Consider the following 17,413-nt stretch of genomic DNA (forward strand, 5'->3'; position numbering starts at 1 on the left):
TGCCCGTGGCAGGCTGTCCACCATGACGAGAATTGCAGTTATCGGTGGTGGCCGGATCGGTGAAGCGCTGATCTCCGGGCTGCTGCAGGCGAACCATGCGGTCCGGGATCTGGTGGTCGCGGAAAGCCATCAGAAGCGAGCGGAAGAACTCGCAGCCGAGTACTCGGTGCGCGTCACGGACACGGCCGACGCTGCAGAGGGTGCCGACGTCATCGTGATCGCCGTCAAGCCGGCGGACGTGGAGTCGGCGTTGACCGAGGTATCGAAAGTCGATCTCGATGGTGAGCGCGAGCAGATGCTCGTGTCACTGGTGGCCGGCGTGCCGACCGGGTACTACGAAACGCGGTTGCCGGCCGGATTCCCGGTGGTGCGAGTAATGCCCAACACCCCGATGTTGGTCGGTGAAGGTGTCAGCGTGCTTGCGCCGGGACGACACGTGAAGCCTGCTCATCTCGAGACGGTGCGCGGAGTCCTCGGTTCCGTTGGCAAGGTTGTCACGGTGCGCGAATCCCAGATCGACGCGGTGACCGCGGTCTCGGGGTCGGGGCCGGCATATTTCTTCCTCGTGGCCGAGGCGATGGTCGACGCGGGAGTGGCAATGGGACTCACGCGCGCAACCGCCACCGAGCTCGTCGTACAGACGATGGTGGGTGCCGGGGCCATGCTCGACCGCTCCGGAGAGAGCGCGACCGAACTTCGCGCAGCAGTAACTTCGCCGGGCGGAACCACGGCTGCGGCTGTACGTGAACTCGAGTCGAATGGCCTCCGACGTGCGTTTTTCGATGCTCTCGAGGCTGCAAAGGACCGCTCTGCGGAGCTCGGCGCTTCATCCGAATGAAGATTCGATTGCCCACACCCGTCGCAGTAACCCCATGTGTCCCGCTAAGCTCGGGTCAGCACGTGCGTGTCTGTTCCGCCGGAGGGGAAGCCGGTGGCGCGGACGTGCCGGAGGTATGTGGTTGATGACGTCTGCAAAAAAGCCGTCGAAGGGTGCGCTCTCCGATGGACAACCGGCCCTGGCCGGAACGCAATTTCTGACGGTCGCCGAAGTGGCGACACTGATGAGGGTCTCGAAGATGACGGTGTACCGGTTGGTGCACAGCGGTGAGTTGCCTGCCGTGCGTGTGGGACGTTCGTTCCGCGTGCATGCCAAGGCGGTACACGACTATCTCGAGACTTCGTACTTCGACGCCGGCTGAGAACTCCGACAGCGAAGTGGGTGAACCCTCGGTTTTTCCCGAGTGAGCCCGCACCGGTACGATGGGTGACTGTCGTACCAGCTGGCTGGTGTCGTGAGGCGCCGAGCTTGTTGAAGCGAGCCCGGGCGCCAGCAGTAGGCGCAGGCGTACGCGATCGGCGTGCGCAAGAACGCTAGAGAAGAACGTGAGGGACACCCGATATGGGTTCAGTGATCAAGAAGCGCCGCAAGCGCATGTCGAAGAAGAAGCACCGAAAGCTGCTTCGCCGTACCCGAGTTCAGCGTAGGAAATTGGGTAAGTGATCCGATCCTCGGATCGTCTTGCGTGAACGCCCGCCACCTTCGAGGTGGCGGGCGTTCATCGTTTCGCACGGCGCACGGATCCACATCGATGTGTCGTGGCGAACCATCAAATTGACGTGTGGGAGGCGTCACAGGGCATCTCGCCGTATCGTTGACGCAACTCACATACGAGATCGGGGTGCTGGTGGCTGTGGGAGAGCAGAACGACAGGCCGGGTACGGGAGCACCGCGTGTCGTGATGGTGACGGGCGCGAGTCGGTTTCTCGGGGGCTACCTGGTCACGAGATTGGCGCAGGACCCGGGAGTCGAGCGGGTGATTGCGGTCGACACCGTGTCCCCGAGCAAGGACATGCTGCGCCGGATGGGGCGCGCCGAGTTCGTTCGCGCGGATATTCGAAATCCCTTGCTCGGCAAGGTGGTCCGCAATGTCGAGGTCGATACCGTGGTCCACGCATCGACTCTTACGCGCGCCCCGAAGTCGGGTAGCCGCGCGGCCATGAAGGACATGAACGTCATCGGCGCGATGCAATTGTTCGCGGTCTGCCAGAAGGCTCCCAGCGTTCGCAAGGTGGTACTGCGATCGACCTCGGCCGTTTACGGGTCGACATCGAAGGACCCTGCGAAGTTCACCGAGGAAATGAGTGCCCGCCGACCACCGTCCGGCGCCTACGCGAGGGACAGCATCGAGATCGAGGGGTACCTGCGGGGTATGGGAAGGCGCCGCTCGGACATCGACGTCTCCATTCTGCGTCTGGCTCCTCTCGTGGGGCCAAGGCTCAACGCCACGGTTGCGCAGTATCTGACGACCCCCGTCGTGCCGACGATGCTCGGCCGGGACGCACGACTGCAATTGCTCCACGAAGAAGATGCGCTGAGCGCGCTCGAGCGGGCCACCGTTTCGGGTCCTGCCGGAACCTTCAACGTCGCGGGCGACGGGGCGATGATGATGTCCCAGGCCATTCGCCGGGCCGGCCGCATCGAGATGCCGATGCCCGGTCCGCTGTTCCGCGGGGCTGGGCGAGCGATCATGGGGCCGATCATGCGGTCGTACACCGCGGAACAACTCGAGTACTTCCGCTTTGGCTGCGGCCTCGACACCACCCGGATGCGATCGGAACTCGGATTCGAACCCAGGTGGACGACCATGCAGGCAATGGACGACTTCATCAAGGCAGCCGGTCTGACCGACATCGTGAAGAAGGAATGGATCGACTCGGCCGAAAGTGCGCTCCTGTCCCTCGCGGGCGCGCCGCGCAAGGGGGCAAGGTGAACGACATGGCGAAGGTCATTCCACTGCACGACTCGACACGGCGGGGCGCCGGACCGGACACCGATAAGCAGGTGCGGCGCGAGAGCGAGGAGCGGCACCCCTCCGGTATCGCGGCTCCCGTTTCGGTGGGCGGTGCGGAATTCGAGCCCGAGTTGCGACCAGGGGAGTCGTCCAGGGTCGATGCGGTGCGGGCGGCGCTGGGTGATCGAGTGTCCGGCAGTGCGGAATTCCTGCGCCGGCGTGTGTCCGGCGACTATCAGGTCGACGGATACGGTTTCGACCCCCACTTCGCGGAGAACGTGGTCCTTCCGCTCCTGCGACCGCTGTTCGAGAAGTGGTTCCGGGTCGAGGTTGTCGGGATCGAGAACCTGCCCGTCGACGGCAGTGCACTCGTGGTCGCGAACCATGCGGGCGTGGTGCCGATCGACGGACTCATGACGTCGGTGGCCGTCCACGATCATCATCCGACGGGTCGGCATCTGCGCATGCTCGCCGCGGACCTGGTGTTCGAGATGCCGGTGGTTTGCGATCTCGCGCGCAAGGCGGGGCACACGCTGGCGTGCACCCCGGATGCCGAACGCCTGCTGGCCGACGGCGAGTTGGTGGCGGTGTTCCCCGAGGGTTTCAAGGGCGTCGGGAAACCGTTCAGTGAGCGATACAAGCTCCAGCGGTTCGGTCGTGGTGGGTTCGTGTCCGCAGCCATGCGGACCGGCGCACCCATTATTCCGTGCTCGATCGTCGGGTCGGAGGAGATCTATCCGAAGATCGGGGACCTCGGGCCGCTCGCGAGGTTGATGGGCCTGCCGTACTTTCCGGTCACTCCGCTGTTTCCGCACTTCGGACCACTCGGCATGGTTCCGCTTCCGTCGAAGTGGACGATCGAATTCGGAACACCCATCGTGACCGACACCTACGACTCCGCTGCTGCCGACGACCCGATGGAACTGTTCGAGGTCACCGACCACGTTCGCGAGACCATTCAGCAGACGTTGTACCGCACCCTCGCACGGCGTCGGAACGTGTTCCTGGGCTGAAACGTGTTCCTGGGCTGAGAAGGCCGGTCTTCAGGACTGGTTTTCGCGGCGCCTCGCAACGACGGCGGCGAGCGCTCCACCGGCCGCCCCGAGGGCAAGAGCACTGGGAACGCCGATCTTCGCTGCCTTGCGTCCGGTCCGGAAATCGCGAATTTCCCACCCGCGGTTCTTTGCAAGCTCACGCAGGTCGGTATCGGGGTTGATCGCCACTGCCGTGCCGACCAGCGACAGCATCGGGACGTCGTTGTGACTGTCCGAGTACGCGGTGCAGCGTTTGAGATTGAGGCCCTCACGCACCGCAAGGGCACGCACGGCATGCGCCTTGCCCAGCCCGTGCAGGATGTCGCCCACGAGACGGCCCGTGAACACGCCGTTCTCGCTTTCCGCGACGGTGCCGAGGGCACCGGTGAGGCCCAGACGCTTCGCGATGACCTGGGCGAGCTCTACGGGGGTCGCAGTGACGAGCCACACCTGCTGACCCGCATCGAGGTGCATCTGCGCCAGCGCACGGGTGCCCGCCCAGATCTTGTCGGCGATCACCTCGTCGTAGATCTCCTCGCCGAGGCGTACCAACTCCTCGGTGGAGCGGCCGGCCACGAAGGACAGTGCCCGCTCGCGGCCGGAGGCGACGTCGCTGCTGCTCTCCTTGCCCGTGACCCGGAACTTGACCTGCTTCCAGGCGAAATCGACGAGGTCGGAAGTCTGCAGGTACTTGCGAGCAGCCAGGCCTCGGGCGAAGTGGATGATCGACGCGCCCTGGACCATCGTGTTGTCCACGTCGAAGAACGCGGCGGCGGTCAGGTCCAGTGGGATGTCCTGCGATTCGTCGGGTTCGGCTTCGCCGCCCTCGTGGAGTGCCAACGCCGCATCTGCGCTGGCCTCGCCCGCGAGATTGGCGCGAACCTCTGCCTCACTTGGGCCGAGTGGATTCCTGAAGTGGCGCCGGCCCGGAAGGATCATCCCCGCAAACCCGCCGCCGAACCCGGAACCGTTCGGTAGTGATGGCACCCGCACCTCCCGTTGTCGCCCGCAGTTCTCCACAGCAGCCTATCCCTCGAATCAGACATCGAGCCGTCGGATCGGGGGAGCGCCGGGAGCGTGTGACGTTCGTCTCCGGCAGAATTGTGGTCGGAAAGGCCCTGACGACCGCAGTGGCAGACGAAAGACGGGTAGTACACCCCCCGTCGTGGACCGAGGAGAATCGCGCGCAGATGGGCACCGGCAACCACGAAGTAAGCCTTCTCGTACGAGAAGGCTGCGGCGCGTGCGCGCCCGTGCGAGATCAGTTGTCGTCGTTGTGTGCGGAGTTCGGGCTGGAAGTGACGTGCATCGACGTGGACGCGGCGGCCGCCACCGATCCGGAGTTGCGTGCCGAGTTCGGGGACCGGCTTCCCGTCGTTCTCCTCGACGGCAAGGAGCACAGCTACTGGGACGTCGACGAGGAACGACTCCGGAACGATTTACGCAAGTAAGTCCACCCTAAAACTGTGATCGAACGTCACTTTGCAGGTGGGAGCACATCTCACGGCCTCCAAGCAACTTTGTGCATGGGTTCACAAGCAGTTACCGTGGTGTGAACATTTCCCCGGAGGATCGTGAAGATCGGCGCGTGCGCAGATCGGACGAGGAGCCTACGACGTGACCGAACAGCACCCGACGCAGGGGCCCGTTGTGCCTCGCGTCTCCGGCGCTGAGCGACCGTCGTCTTCTGCTTCGACGGTCCAGGCGCCCACACCCGAGTTGCGCGACATCCCTCAGGCTACGGTGACCCGTCTCGCGGCTTACCTGCGGGTCCTGGGTCTGCTCGTCGACCAGGGCACACACATCGTCTCCAGTGAAGAACTGGCCGCCGCATCCGGGGTGGGATCTGCGAAGCTGCGCAAGGACCTGTCCTTCCTCGGGCCCAACGGTGTGCGGGGTGTCGGATACGACGTCAGTCGCCTGCGGGGCCGCATCGAGCAGACCCTCGGCCTCGATCGGGGACACAAGGTCGTTCTCGTGGGTGTCGGAAACCTGGGTCAAGCACTCGCCGGATACGCCGGATTCGAGCGTCGTGGTTTCGAGATGGTCGGACTGTTCGACGTGGACCCTTCGGTCACCGGTAAGCGGGTGGGCGACCTCGAGGTTCGCCACATCGACGAACTCGACCCGGCCTGCCGCGAACTCGCCGCCACGATCGGTGTGATCGCCACTCCCGACGACGCCGCACAAGAGGTGTGCGATCGCCTCGTCGCAGCAGGTCTCGACTGCATTCTGAGCTTCTCGCCCATGTGCGTCGACGTACCGGAGCACGTCGAATTGCGGCGCGTCGACCTCGCCGTCGAGATGCAGGTTCTCTCCTTCAACAGCTCGCGCAACACGGGGCAGGTCCCGGATGCGCCCATGAAGGCAACCGATTCGCTCCCGCGGGTCCACATCGGTCATGCCGCACCTGTCCAGTCCCCCGCGAAAAGAAACGGATCAGTGATCGCGCCGTGAGTGTTCTGCTTGTCGGGATCTCGCACCGGACAGCCCCGGTGCCGGTGCTCGAGCGGGTGGCCATCGCCGATACCGACCGTCCCAAGCTGACGGACAAGCTCATGGCTTCCGGGCTCGTGTCGGAGGCGATGATCGTTTCGACGTGCAACCGCATCGAGATCTACGCGGTGGTCGACGCATTCCACGGTGCTCTCACCGAGGTCGGTGAACTCCTCGCGGACCACTCCGGGCTCGATGTCGCGGAGCTGCACCGGCACGCGTACGTCCGATACAGCGAAGCCGCCGTCGAGCATCTCTTCGCCGTGGCGAGTGGGCTCGATTCGATGGTGGTGGGCGAGCAGCAGATCCTCGGTCAGATCCGTTCCGCGTACGCCGCGGCGGACACCCAGCAGGCAGCGGGACGCACTCTGCACGAACTCGCGCAGCAGGCTCTTCGCGTCGGCAAGCGGGTCCACACCGAGACCGGCATCGACGCCGCCGGATCGTCCGTGGTGTCGGTCGCTCTCGACCGGGCAGCCGGTTTCGTCGACGGGCTCGCGGGACGTACCGCAGTCGTCGTCGGAGCGGGCGCGATGGGTGGGCTCTCGGTCGCGCATCTGGGCCGGGCCGGTATCGCCCGAATTCTGGTCGTCAACCGCACCCTCGAGCGGGCACAGCACCTCGCCGAAACAGCGCGAACGAACGGCATCGAAGCCGAGGCATACGACCTCGACGCGCTGCCCGATGCACTTGCCGAGGCCGATGTGCTCGTCACCTGTACGGGCGCGGTCGGCACCGTCGTCACCCTCGCGGACACCCACCGCGCGTTGGCACGAGTCGACCGCACCCCGGGACGCCCGCTCGTGATCTGCGACCTCGGTCTCCCACGTGACGTCGAGTCCGCGGTGAGTGGATTGCCGGACGTCACCGTCCTCGACATGGAATCGCTGCAGCGTGACCCGGCCGCAGGTGCAGCCGCATCCGACGAGGACGCAGCCCGCATCATCGTGGCCAGCGAACTTGCCGGCTACCTTGCCGGACAGCGTCAGGCAGAAGTCACACCGACCGTCACCGCCCTGCGTCAGCGAGCGGCGGACGTCGTCGAGTCCGAACTCCTTCGCCTCGATTCGCGGCTCCCGAATCTGGACAACCCTGAACGTGACGAGGTCGCGCGCACGGTGCGCCGCGTCGTCGACAAGCTTCTGCATGCACCGACCGTCCGGGTGAAGCAACTGGCGATCACACCGGGCGGGGACTCGTACGCGGCCGCCCTCCGTGAGCTGTTCGAACTCAGCCCGGGCGCTGTCGAAGCGGTTGCGAAGCCCTCCGAGATTGCCGCAGCCGACCTCGCTCAGTTCGGTCTCGGCGCCCAGGACGAACTCCTCGCCGGTGAGGACCCGCGCGCACGCCGCTTCACCGCACCCGACGATGCCGACGCAGGGAAGGAGCCCCGCGCATGAGCGCCGTAGGCACCCGCACTCTGCGAATCGGAACCAGGGGAAGCATTCTCGCGACCACTCAGGCCGGGAGCGTGCGTGACGCGCTCATCGCAGCCGGTCACGAAGCAGAGCTGGTGATCATCTCGACCAAGGGTGACCAGTCCACCGACCCGGTGCAGAAGATCGGTGTCGGAGTCTTCACCGCGGAACTCCGTGAAGCGTTGCTCGACGGCCGTGTCGACGTCGCGGTGCATTCGTACAAGGATCTGCCCACCGCGCAGGACGAGCGTTTCGTCATTCCGGCGGTACCGCCCCGTGAAGACCCACGGGACGCCCTGGTGGCCCGAGACGGACTTGTGCTCGGTGAGTTACCGCCCGGATCGAAGGTGGGTACCTCCGCGCCGCGCCGCGAGTCGCAACTGCGGGCATTGGGCCTCGGCCTCGAGGTCCTCCCGTTGCGCGGAAATCTGCAGCGTCGACTCGGCAAGGTCGATTCCGGTGAGCTCGATGCCGTGGTTCTGGCGCGTGCCGGTCTGTCGCGAATCGGCCGACTGGACCTGGTGACCGAATCGATCGAACCGGTACAGATGCTGCCAGCTCCCGCTCAGGGTGCGCTGGCCGTCGAGTGCAGGTCGGAGGACACGGCGCTGGTCGCGATCCTCGCCGAATTCGACGATGCCCCGAGCCGTGCGGCGGTCGTCGCCGAACGTGCGTTGCTCGCCGAACTCGAAGCCGGTTGTACGGCGCCGGTCGGCGCGCTCGCCGAGGTCGTCGAATCGCTCGACGACGACGGACGGGTGTTCGACGAATTGTCCGTACGCGGATGTGCCGCAGCCGTCGACGGGTCCGACGTGATTCGCGCCAGCGCGGTGGGATCACCCGACCGTGCAGAAGAACTGGGCCGGTCCGTGGCCCGCGAACTCCTCGACCTGGGCGCCCGCGACCTGATGAACGTGACCGAGGGCGGTGATGCCGATGCTTGACGCACGATGGCTCGAAAGAACAGAGCCCGTCGGCCGACGCAGACGGCGTCGCCACGCCCCATTCCCGAACCGATCTCGACACATGAGCACACTGGAGAATCACCGATGAGCCGAGTCCGCAAGAACACCCCCGGACGGATCCTGTTCGTGGGTTCCGGTCCCGGAGACCCGGCCCTTCTCACCGTGCACGCGCGCAACATTCTCGCCGCTGCAGGTCTGGCCTTCACCGATCCGGACGTAGACAAGGGTGTCACCGCTCTGGTCGGCACCGATCACGGCTTCGACGCCGAAACCGGAGAGCCGGTGGCGCAGGTACGCCCTGCTCTCGGTGAGCCGTCCGAGGTCGCGAAGACTCTCGTGTCCGAGGCCAAGAACGGCCACGACGTGGTCCGTCTGGTCTCCGGCGACCCGATGACCACCGATTCCGTGATCGCCGAGATCACCGCGGTCGCGCGCACTCAGGTGCAGTTCGAGATTCTTCCCGGGCTGCCGGCCGCCGCAGCGGTGCCGTCCTACGCCGGTATGGCACTCGGATCCGGACACACCGAAGCCGATGTTCGTGGTGAGGTCGATTGGGCGGCGCTGGCCGCCGCACCGGGACCGCTGGTTCTGCACGCCACGTCCGGCCACCTCGCCGAGACCGCCAGCGCCCTCGTCGAACACGGCCTGGCTCCGCAGACCCCGGCCGCCATCACGGTCCGTGGCACGACACGTCAGCAGCGCACCGTCGAGGCGACGCTCGCGACGCTGAACGAGGCCGGTTCGGAGTTGGTCGGTTCCCTCGTGGTCACCGTCGGCAAGGTCGTCGGTCATCGCAACAAGATGTCGTGGTGGGAGTCGAGGGCGCTGTACGGCTGGAAGGTCCTGGTGCCGCGCACCAAGGATCAGGCAGGCGACATGAGCGACCGCCTCGTCACGCACGGCGCCATCCCCATCGAGGTTCCGACAATCGCCGTGGAACCGCCGCGCAGCCCGGCTCAGATGGAAAGGTCCGTGAAGGGCCTCGTCGACGGCCGCTACCAGTGGGTCGTGTTCACCTCGACCAACGCGGTGCGCGCGGTGTGGGAGAAGTTCGAGGAGTTCGGACTCGACGCCCGTGCATTCTCGGGTGTCAAGATCGCATGCGTCGGCGAGGCGACCGCAGACAAGGTTCGTTCGTTCGGAATCACCCCCGAACTCGTGCCCGCCGGCGAGCAGTCGAGCCAGGGACTGCTCGCGGAGTTCGCCCCGTACGACGACGTGTTCGACCCGGTCAATCGGGTCCTGTTGCCCCGCGCGGACATCGCCACCGAGACCCTCGCCGAAGGCCTGCGCGAACGTGGCTGGGAAATCGACGACGTCACCGCGTACCGCACGGTTCGTGCTGCGCCGCCGCCGGCCGAGACCCGCGAGATGATCAAGACCGGCGGATTCGACGCTGTGTGCTTCACGTCGTCGTCCACCGTTCGGAACCTGGTCGGCATCGCAGGCAAGCCGCACGCCCGCACGCTCGTCGCCTGCATCGGCCCGAAGACCGCCGAGACGGCGGTCGAGTTCGGTTTGCGGGTGGACGTGCAGCCCGAGACGGCACAGGTCGGTCCGCTCGTGGAGGCCTTGGCCGAACATGCCGCGCGACTGCGCGCCGAGGGTGCACTGCCGCCCCCGCGCAAGAAGTCTCGCGCCCGTCGATAACCCCCTGTGAGTGGTTGACGAGTCTCTGGAGTCGTCAACCACTCACGGCCCGACGAAGGAGGGCACCCCGGTGTTTCCGACATACCGACCGCGACGCCTCCGGCGAACGGCGGCGTTGCGACGACTGGTGGCGGAAACGTCACTCGAGCCGCGGCATCTGGTGCTGCCCATGTTCGTCGCGGACGGCATCGACGAACCCCGTGAGATCTCGTCGATGCCGGACGTCCGGCAACACACGATGGATTCCCTGCGCGCGGCGGCCACCGAGGCTGTCGAAGCAGGCGTCGGCGGGCTGATGCTGTTCGGTGTTCCTCGTCCCGAGGACAAGGATCCGGAAGGTTCCCGCGCGACCGATCCCGAAGGCATCCTCAACCGCGGACTGCGGGCGTTGGCTGACGAGCTGGGCGACTCCACGGTCGTCATGGCCGACACCTGCCTCGACGAGTTCACCGATCACGGCCATTGCGGCGTCCTTGACAACGAGGGCAACGTCGACAACGACGCGACACTCGCCCGCTACGTGGACATGGCCGTCGCGCAGGCAGAAGCAGGTGCGCACCTGCTCGGTCCGAGCGGAATGATGGACGGCCAGGTGGGTGCCATCCGTGATGCGCTGGACGCCACGGGATTCGAGAACATCGGGCAGATCGCCTATTCGGCCAAGTATGCGTCCGCGTTCTACGGCCCCTTCCGGGAAGCCGTGGGTTCGTCCCTGAAGGGCGACCGTCGTACCTACCAGCAGGACGCCGCGAACCGCCGCGAGTCCGCGCGTGAAGTGGAACTCGACATCGTCGAGGGTGCGGACATGGTGATGGTGAAACCGGCCATGTCGTTCCTGGACGTTCTGCGCGAAACCGCGGACAGCTCGTCCGTCCCCGTTGCGGCGTACCAGATTTCGGGGGAGTACTCGATGATCACGGCCGCCGCGCAGAACGGTTGGATCGACCGCGACGCGGCGATTCTCGAGTCCCTCACCAGCATCCGCCGTGCCGGTGCCGACGTCGTCCTCACCTACTGGGCGGCCGAGGTCGCGGGGTGGCTCTGATGCGCCGGGTACCCGCGCTCCCGCTACGGTTGACACCATGAACGACCAGTACTCGCCCCCCGGTGGACAACCTCCTTACCCGCAGGGTGCGTACCCGCAGTATTCGCCGCCGCAGCAGGCCGATCCCGATCGTCCGATGCCGCAGGACGTGGGCACCGCGTCACAGCTGTGGTGGGTGGTCGCCGCACTCGGTCTTCTCCAGTTGTTCTTCGCGCTGCCCGTCATCTGGCGTGACAAGGATTCGTTCGTCGACCAGTTGATGGACGATCCGCGGGTCACCGAGATGGACGGCGAGTTCACCCGCGAGACCGCGGAGTCACTGCTGATGGTCGGTTTCGGTGTGGTGGTCGTGGTCGCGTTGGTGTTCACGGCGCTGTTCGTTCTGTTCGTCCACTTCATGCGGCGCGGAAAGAACTGGGCACGAATCGTGCTCACATTCCTCGGGGTGATGATCGCGGTTCAGGCAGTGCCCGTACTGTTCGGAATCGGCACTGGCGACAGCGACCTCGGAATCGTTGCGCTCGGTGGTGTTCAGATACTCCAGGCGGTGGCTGTCGTCGGAGCGATCGTTCTCATGCATCGGAAGGACTCGTCCCGCTACTTCCTGCGGTTTCCGCCGGCTTCGGAGTGATTTCGCGGACCCGGATGCGGAGTGTTTCACCCGGGATGTACCGTGAAATAAGTCACATCAGGCCCGTTGTTGGACCACCGGAGGTTGTTCGCCATGCGCGTCGAGGATCGTTATCGAGGTGCCCTCGATGAGGGAGATCGCAACGCTCGCAAGGAAGTGTTGTTCTACGTCCTGATCGCGATGTTCGTACTGTTGACGCTGGCTCTCGTGATCACTCCGGGACTCGCCACCGGCTCCTGACCCGGGCTGGCATTCGGCACGCGCGATAACGCAGTATGTACGGCGTGATCGAAACCATGAAACGCACCAGGCCCCGTGTGGTGGATGTCGCGTTCTGGTTGTGGGCCGTCGGCGCAATACTTCTCATTCTTCTCGGCCTGATCACCGTCACCACGTCCAGCGACGGCCTGCGCGAGCAACTCGCGGGGACCGACGGTGTGGACACCGAAATTCTGCTCGTTCGGGCGTTGGGTGGGCTGTCCCTCGCCGTCGGTCTTGCGGTCGGACTCGTCGTCCACGGTGTGCGGGAGGGTAGGCCGCGCTCACGATTCGTGGCCGTCCTGCTGTCCGCCGTCTACTCGGTTGTTCAGATGCTGCTCGTTCTGGTCGGACTCCACACCGTTTTCGCGATGACCTTGCCGCTGATGTTGTTGGTGGCGAGCGTCCTGGTGTTTCGGCCCGAGGGCCACGGCTGGTTCGTCCGATGAGCTCGGCCGACGGCGGTGAGATCACCGATGACCAGGTGAGCGAGTTCCTCTTCGAGGAGCCCGGGGCCAGGTGGCGAAACGTTGCATACGGCCCGGTGTTCTGCGTCGTCGCATTGGTCATCGAACTGTTCACCGGCCCGGTCGTGCACTGGTTCGCGCTCGCGCTGTTCGCGGTCATCCTGGCCGGCCTCGTGTACGTCCAGGTGATTGCGGCGCGCACCCACGCGAGTGTCTACCTGACGTCGGACACGCTGAAGCAGGGAACCGAGGAGCTGCCGCTCGACGAGATCGAAACGGTTCTGGCGCCCTCCGACCCGGACGATTACGACTACGACGACTGGGAATCCGCGCGTGCACTCGGCGAACTGACGAACGTTCCCCGACGTAGAACCGGCATCGGATTGCGTCTGGTGGGCGGCGGTCTCGTACGTGCCTGGGCCAGGGACGCCGACACTCTGCGTGACCATCTGGTCCGCCTCGTCGGGACCGAAGACACAGAAGACGAACAGGAGTCCGGTCGATGAGCGAGTGGTTGCGGCCGGGCAGTGAACTCGCGTTGGCTGTGGTGGCGTTCGTGTTGGCTGCCGTGTGCTGGAATGCGGGCACGAACACTGCGCCCTATCTCGCGGTGGCGGACGGTGCCCCGCCGTTCGAGGTGACCGCGTACAGCGGCTCGTGGATTCTTTTCGCCGCGGCCCTCTTGGCCGCTGCGGGCCTGTTGATCGTGGACGCGATCAGGCTCCGAATCGGCGACTGACCCAGTCACCCACCGACCTCCCTCCCCACCCACCGACCTCCCCACCCTTCTGCGACGAATGTCACACCGGTTCGCGTGAGCTGAACCGGTGTGACATTCGTCAGGGGGTACGAGGTGGGCTAGCGGGGGATGGTCGCCATCCGGATGGTGTCGGTACCCGGGCCGTCGAGCATGGCGGAGCCGAGCAGCTCGTCCGGAATTCCGAATCCTTCGACGAGAGTCGCGGCGTGCGGACGCAGTGAACGGCACCGTTCGTTGATACCGCGCAACACGGCCTTGGCTCGCTCGACCGAGAGATGACGGTGTTCCATGAACCACGCCTTGTCCTCGTCGATCACCGAGAGCGCGAAGAGGTCGCACACGTCGCTCAACAGCTCTTTCGCGTCCTCGTCTTCGCACGCGTCGATGCCCGCGACGAACGCCTCGAGGACGACACGGTCGATGTGCGCCTGTGCCGCACGAAGAACGTGGTCCTGGACGAAGTTGAAGGCGTCGAACGGATCGTCCTCGCGCTTCTGGGCGCCCTGCAGACGACGTGCGGCCGTGGAGAGCATGTACTCCTCACGATCCTCGAGCATCTGCATCTGGGTGCCGCGGTTGAAGAGGCTGCCGTCCTCTTCGTTGTCCTGCCGGGTGTCGATGATGGTCTGCAGGATCTGCTGCGCGGCGGTGCGCTTCTTCACGACGTCGCCGACCGTGGTGGCGGCGAACCGCATCCAATCGACGGGGTTCATGCCCTGGACCTCGTCGGCATACGCGGTGAGGAGTTCCTTGGCCACGAGCTGGGTGAGAACGTGGTTGTCGCCCTCGAACGTGGTGAACACGTCGGTGTCACCCTTGAGTGCGGTGAGCCGGTTCTCGGCCATGTAACCGGCTCCGCCGCAGGCCTCGCGTGACTCCTGGATCGCGCGCGTCGCGTGCCAGGTGTTGGCGGCTTTCAATCCTGCCGCGCGGCCTTCGAGCTCGCGCTTTTCCTGTGGGTCCGCGTCCGGATCGCTCTGGATCTCGTGCATCTTCGCGATCAGTTCGTTCTGTGCGAACTGCAGAGCGTAGGACTTCGCGATGAGGGGGAGCAGGCGGCGCTGATGAACGAGGTAGTCCATTACCAACACTTCGTCGTCGCTCTTCGGCGCGCTGAACTGGCGGCGCTGCAGTGCGTATTTGGTGGCGATGGTGAGGCCGACGCGGGCGGCGGCACCGGCGGAACCGCCCACGGTGACACGGCCGCGGACGAGGGTGCCGACCATGGTGAAGAACCGGCGGTTGGGATTCTCGATCGGCGACGAGTACGTGCCGTCCTCCGCGACGTCGGCGTAACGGTTCAGGAGGTCGGTGCGGGGAATGCGGACCGAGTCGAACATGATGCGCCCGTTGTCGACGCCGGGGAGTCCGCCCTTGTATCCACAGTCGGACGTGCTGACGCCCGGCAGGTCGTTACCGTTCTCGTCCCGGATCGGAACGACGAAGCAGTGCACGCCCTTGGATTCGGGCTCTTCGCCCGGTCCTGCGGTGATCAGCTGGGCGAACACGGTTGCGATCGTGGCGTGCTCCGCGGCCCCACCGATGTAGTCCTTTCGTGAGGACGGGGTGGGCGAGTGGATGACGAATTCACCGGTGGACGCGTCGTAAGTCGCGGTGGTCTCGAGTTCCTGAACGTCACTGCCGTGTCCGGTCTCGGTCATCGCGAAACAACCGAGCAGGTCGAGGTCGATGAGACGTTTGACGTAGGCATCGTGGTGGGGTTTGGTGCCGAGGTTCTCGATGGCGCCACCGAACAGGCCCCACTGCACTCCTGCCTTCACCATCAGTGAAAGATCCGACATCGCAAGCATTTCGATGCTGGTGACCGCGGCCCCGGCATCGCCGGTACCACCGTGGTCCTCGGCGAAGCCATCGGCCGCGTAGCCGTTGCTCGCCAGGATCCGCATCTGCTCGAGCGCCTTGTCGCGAGCTGCCTGGAGGTCAGGCGTGTAGTGAGGTGCGAAACGCGGGTCGCTCAGCTCCGACCGGACACGTTGCCGCACATCCTTCCAGCGTCCGTCGAGTGTGTTTCTCAAGTGGTCAGCTGTAGAGGCCATGTTCTCGACCATAGCGTCATGGGGAGTGTCGGGTCGGTTGTTGGGCGGCCCGGACCAGTGGTTGATGACGCATCGCGATCTGCGTGCTCGTGGCGATGGCGGTGGACGAACGCAGGACGTTTCGGCCGTCGACGATCTCGTTGATCACCCGTTGCAGATCGGCGTTGGTGCGTGCCACCACACGGACGAGTACATCGCCGGCGCCGGTGATCGTGTGCGCTTCGAGGACCTCGGGAATGGCGGAGAGGTGTTCGACGACCGCGTCGTGCCCCTCGCCCTGTGCGATTTCGAGAGTGGCGAACGCGGTGACAGGAAACCCGAGAGACCCCGGGTCGAGGGTGGGACCCATGCCGGCGATCACACCGGACCGTTCGAGGCGATCGAGACGCGCCTGCACCGTGCCGCGAGCGACACCCAGTCTTCTCGATGCCTCCAACACCCCGACTCGTGGTTCTGCGGCGAGGAGTTCGAGCAGGGCGGCGTCCAGTTCGTCGATCGACACATCTCATTTATAGCAAGCAATGTGTAGGGCAGAGTGCGATTCCAGGGTGACATTCTGTGCAATCTGACCAGGAGAACGGTGACCGATTGCGCATCCATGGATGGTGGCGCACCGTTCATTCATGACTGCGATGGACATCCGTCTCACGCCCAGGGAACGAGCTGCGCACCTCGGCACGGACGAACTTCGAACCCTCGTCGGTCTCGTGGAACACGACGACGCATCGGATCCGTTTCCCGTCGTGGGTATGGATGCCGTGGTGTTCGTGTGTGGCAACGCGACCCAGAGCGCCCAGTACTTCGTGTCCACCTGGGGCATGGAACTCGTCGCCTACTCGGGTCCGGAGAACGGAATGCGCGACCGCAAGGCCTTCGTTCTCGAATCCGGTTCGGTGCGGTTCGTTCTGCAAGGTGCCGTCCACCCGACCAGCCCGCTGGCCGATCACCATCGACGACACGGCGACGGTGTCGTCGACCTGGCCCTGGAGGTCCTCGACGTCGACAAGTGCATCGACAGGGCTCGGACGGAAGGCGCGACGGTTCTGGAAGAACCGCATGACCTTTCGGACGAGTTCGGCACCGTGCGCACCGCAGCGATCGCGACGTACGGAAGTACCAGGCACACCCTCGTCGATCGCAGTCGCTACGACGGCCCGTACCTACCCGGATTCGTTCCGCGCACGAGCGGATTCGTGCCGAAGAAGGGCAAGCCCACCCGGTTGTTCCAGGCGCTCGACCATGCCGTGGGCAACGTCGAGATGGGACGGATGAACGAGTGGGTGCAGTTCTACAACCGGGTCATGGGGTTCACCGACATGGCCGAGTTCGTCGGGGACGACATCGCCACCGAGTACTCGGCACTCATGTCGAAGGTCGTCGCGAACGGGAATCATCGTGTGAAATTTCCGCTCAACGAACCGGCAGTCGGGAAGAAGCGATCGCAGATCGACGAGTATCTCGAGTTCTACGGCGAACCCGGATGTCAACATCTCGCCCTCGCGACAGCGGACATCCTGGGCACGGTCGACGCCCTGCGCGAGGAGGGCGTCGACTTCCTCGGCACCCCGGACGCCTACTACGAGGACCCCGCACTACGGGCACGGATAGGTCATGTGCGAGTGCCGGTCGAAGAGCTGCAGAAGCGGGGCATTCTCGTCGACCGTGACGAGGACGGCTATCTCCTGCAGATTTTCACCAGGCCGTTGGGGGACCGTCCGACGATCTTCTTCGAACTGATCGAGCGTCACGGTTCGCTCGGTTTCGGGGCCGGGAATTTCCGCGCGCTGTTCGAGTCGATCGAGCGTGAACAGGCGGCTCGCGGAAATCTCTGATCCTGCCG

20 protein-coding genes are annotated in these 17,413 nt (G+C 65.2%); 17 read left to right on the plus strand and 3 right to left on the minus strand.

What is annotated here, in order from left to right:
* The first annotated feature begins 22 nt into the window (after positions 1-22).
* From proC to ACFWO3_RS00345, 5 genes are all read left to right on the plus strand, one after another.
* Complete coding sequence (gene proC, locus ACFWO3_RS00325) at positions 23-838, plus strand: pyrroline-5-carboxylate reductase (protein ID WP_378572541.1); 816 nt, start codon at positions 23-25, stop codon at positions 836-838.
* A gap of 124 nt (positions 839-962) precedes the next feature.
* Positions 963-1,199 (plus strand): helix-turn-helix domain-containing protein, encoded by a 237-nt coding sequence (locus ACFWO3_RS00330; RefSeq protein ID WP_378572543.1) that lies wholly within the window; start codon positions 963-965, stop codon positions 1,197-1,199.
* 200 nt (positions 1,200-1,399) lie between these two features.
* Positions 1,400-1,501 (plus strand): 30S ribosomal protein bS22, encoded by a 102-nt coding sequence (locus ACFWO3_RS00335; RefSeq protein WP_003402602.1) that lies wholly within the window; start codon positions 1,400-1,402, stop codon positions 1,499-1,501.
* Positions 1,502-1,739: 238 nt separating this feature from the next.
* Entirely contained in the window at positions 1,740-2,771 is a 1,032-nt protein-coding gene (locus ACFWO3_RS00340) for an SDR family oxidoreductase (RefSeq protein ID WP_378573923.1), read from the plus strand.
* The gene (locus tag ACFWO3_RS00345; RefSeq protein ID WP_378572546.1) at positions 2,768-3,805 is read left to right on the plus strand and encodes a lysophospholipid acyltransferase family protein; all 1,038 of its coding nucleotides are present in this window, start codon (positions 2,768-2,770) and stop codon (positions 3,803-3,805) included. Before ACFWO3_RS00340 ends, ACFWO3_RS00345 begins: the two co-directional genes overlap by 4 nt.
* Positions 3,806-3,835: 30 nt before the next feature.
* Here ACFWO3_RS00345 and ACFWO3_RS00350 read toward each other — a convergent pair whose 3' ends face one another.
* Complete coding sequence (locus ACFWO3_RS00350) at positions 3,836-4,819, minus strand: HAD family hydrolase (protein ID WP_378572548.1); 984 nt, start codon at positions 4,817-4,819, stop codon at positions 3,836-3,838.
* Positions 4,820-5,016: 197 nt separating this feature from the next.
* Here ACFWO3_RS00350 and ACFWO3_RS00355 point away from each other — a divergent pair, with 197 nt between their 5' ends.
* The 11 genes from ACFWO3_RS00355 (at position 5,017) to ACFWO3_RS00405 (ending at position 13,495) form a co-directional block, all read left to right on the plus strand.
* Complete coding sequence (locus ACFWO3_RS00355) at positions 5,017-5,277, plus strand: glutaredoxin family protein (RefSeq protein ID WP_378573925.1); 261 nt, start codon at positions 5,017-5,019, stop codon at positions 5,275-5,277.
* A 166-nt stretch (positions 5,278-5,443) separates the two neighbouring features.
* Positions 5,444-6,283 carry a redox-sensing transcriptional repressor Rex gene (locus ACFWO3_RS00360; protein ID WP_378572550.1) on the plus strand — a complete coding sequence of 280 codons (840 nt, stop codon included), beginning with the start codon at positions 5,444-5,446 and terminating at the stop codon, positions 6,281-6,283.
* Positions 6,280-7,722: a glutamyl-tRNA reductase gene (locus tag ACFWO3_RS00365; RefSeq protein WP_378572552.1), complete on the plus strand. Its 1,443-nt coding sequence runs from the start codon at positions 6,280-6,282 to the stop codon at positions 7,720-7,722. Before ACFWO3_RS00360 ends, ACFWO3_RS00365 begins: the two co-directional genes overlap by 4 nt.
* Positions 7,719-8,684, plus strand: a complete 966-nt coding sequence (gene hemC, locus ACFWO3_RS00370) for a hydroxymethylbilane synthase (RefSeq protein ID WP_378572554.1) — start codon at positions 7,719-7,721, stop codon at positions 8,682-8,684. Before ACFWO3_RS00365 ends, hemC begins: the two co-directional genes overlap by 4 nt.
* A gap of 105 nt (positions 8,685-8,789) precedes the next feature.
* Positions 8,790-10,355: a uroporphyrinogen-III synthase gene (locus ACFWO3_RS00375; protein WP_378572556.1), complete on the plus strand. Its 1,566-nt coding sequence runs from the start codon at positions 8,790-8,792 to the stop codon at positions 10,353-10,355.
* A gap of 70 nt (positions 10,356-10,425) precedes the next feature.
* Complete coding sequence (hemB, locus tag ACFWO3_RS00380) at positions 10,426-11,400, plus strand: porphobilinogen synthase (protein ID WP_378572558.1); 975 nt, start codon at positions 10,426-10,428, stop codon at positions 11,398-11,400.
* Positions 11,401-11,437: 37 nt separating this feature from the next.
* Positions 11,438-12,031: a hypothetical protein gene (locus ACFWO3_RS00385; RefSeq protein ID WP_378572560.1), complete on the plus strand. Its 594-nt coding sequence runs from the start codon at positions 11,438-11,440 to the stop codon at positions 12,029-12,031.
* 93 nt (positions 12,032-12,124) lie between these two features.
* Positions 12,125-12,271, plus strand: coding sequence for a hypothetical protein (locus ACFWO3_RS00390; protein WP_378572562.1), 147 nt, complete (start codon positions 12,125-12,127; stop codon positions 12,269-12,271).
* Positions 12,272-12,315: 44 nt separating this feature from the next.
* On the plus strand, positions 12,316-12,738 hold the full coding sequence (locus ACFWO3_RS00395) for a hypothetical protein (RefSeq protein ID WP_378572564.1): 423 nt from the start codon (positions 12,316-12,318) through the stop codon (positions 12,736-12,738).
* Complete coding sequence (locus tag ACFWO3_RS00400; protein ID WP_378572566.1) at positions 12,735-13,262, plus strand: hypothetical protein; 528 nt, start codon at positions 12,735-12,737, stop codon at positions 13,260-13,262. Before ACFWO3_RS00395 ends, ACFWO3_RS00400 begins: the two co-directional genes overlap by 4 nt.
* The gene (locus ACFWO3_RS00405; protein ID WP_378572568.1) at positions 13,259-13,495 is read left to right on the plus strand and encodes a hypothetical protein; all 237 of its coding nucleotides are present in this window, start codon (positions 13,259-13,261) and stop codon (positions 13,493-13,495) included. The genes ACFWO3_RS00400 and ACFWO3_RS00405 overlap by 4 nt, the downstream gene beginning before the upstream one ends.
* A 119-nt stretch (positions 13,496-13,614) precedes the next feature.
* On the opposite strand, the gene ACFWO3_RS00410 is transcribed toward ACFWO3_RS00405, so the two are convergent.
* Positions 13,615-15,573, minus strand: coding sequence for an acyl-CoA dehydrogenase (locus ACFWO3_RS00410; RefSeq protein WP_378572570.1), 1,959 nt, complete (start codon positions 15,571-15,573; stop codon positions 13,615-13,617).
* Positions 15,574-15,589: 16 nt separating this feature from the next.
* Positions 15,590-16,075, minus strand: a complete 486-nt coding sequence (locus ACFWO3_RS00415; protein WP_378572572.1) for an Lrp/AsnC family transcriptional regulator — start codon at positions 16,073-16,075, stop codon at positions 15,590-15,592.
* Between the two features lie 130 nt (positions 16,076-16,205).
* Here ACFWO3_RS00415 and hppD point away from each other — a divergent pair, with 130 nt between their 5' ends.
* Positions 16,206-17,405: a 4-hydroxyphenylpyruvate dioxygenase gene (gene hppD / locus ACFWO3_RS00420; RefSeq protein ID WP_378573928.1), complete on the plus strand. Its 1,200-nt coding sequence runs from the start codon at positions 16,206-16,208 to the stop codon at positions 17,403-17,405.
* The last annotated feature ends 8 nt before the right edge of the window (positions 17,406-17,413 follow it).

This window comes from Rhodococcus sp. NPDC058521 (genome assembly GCF_042719695.1).
Lineage (GTDB): Bacteria > Actinomycetota > Actinomycetes > Mycobacteriales > Mycobacteriaceae > Rhodococcus_F.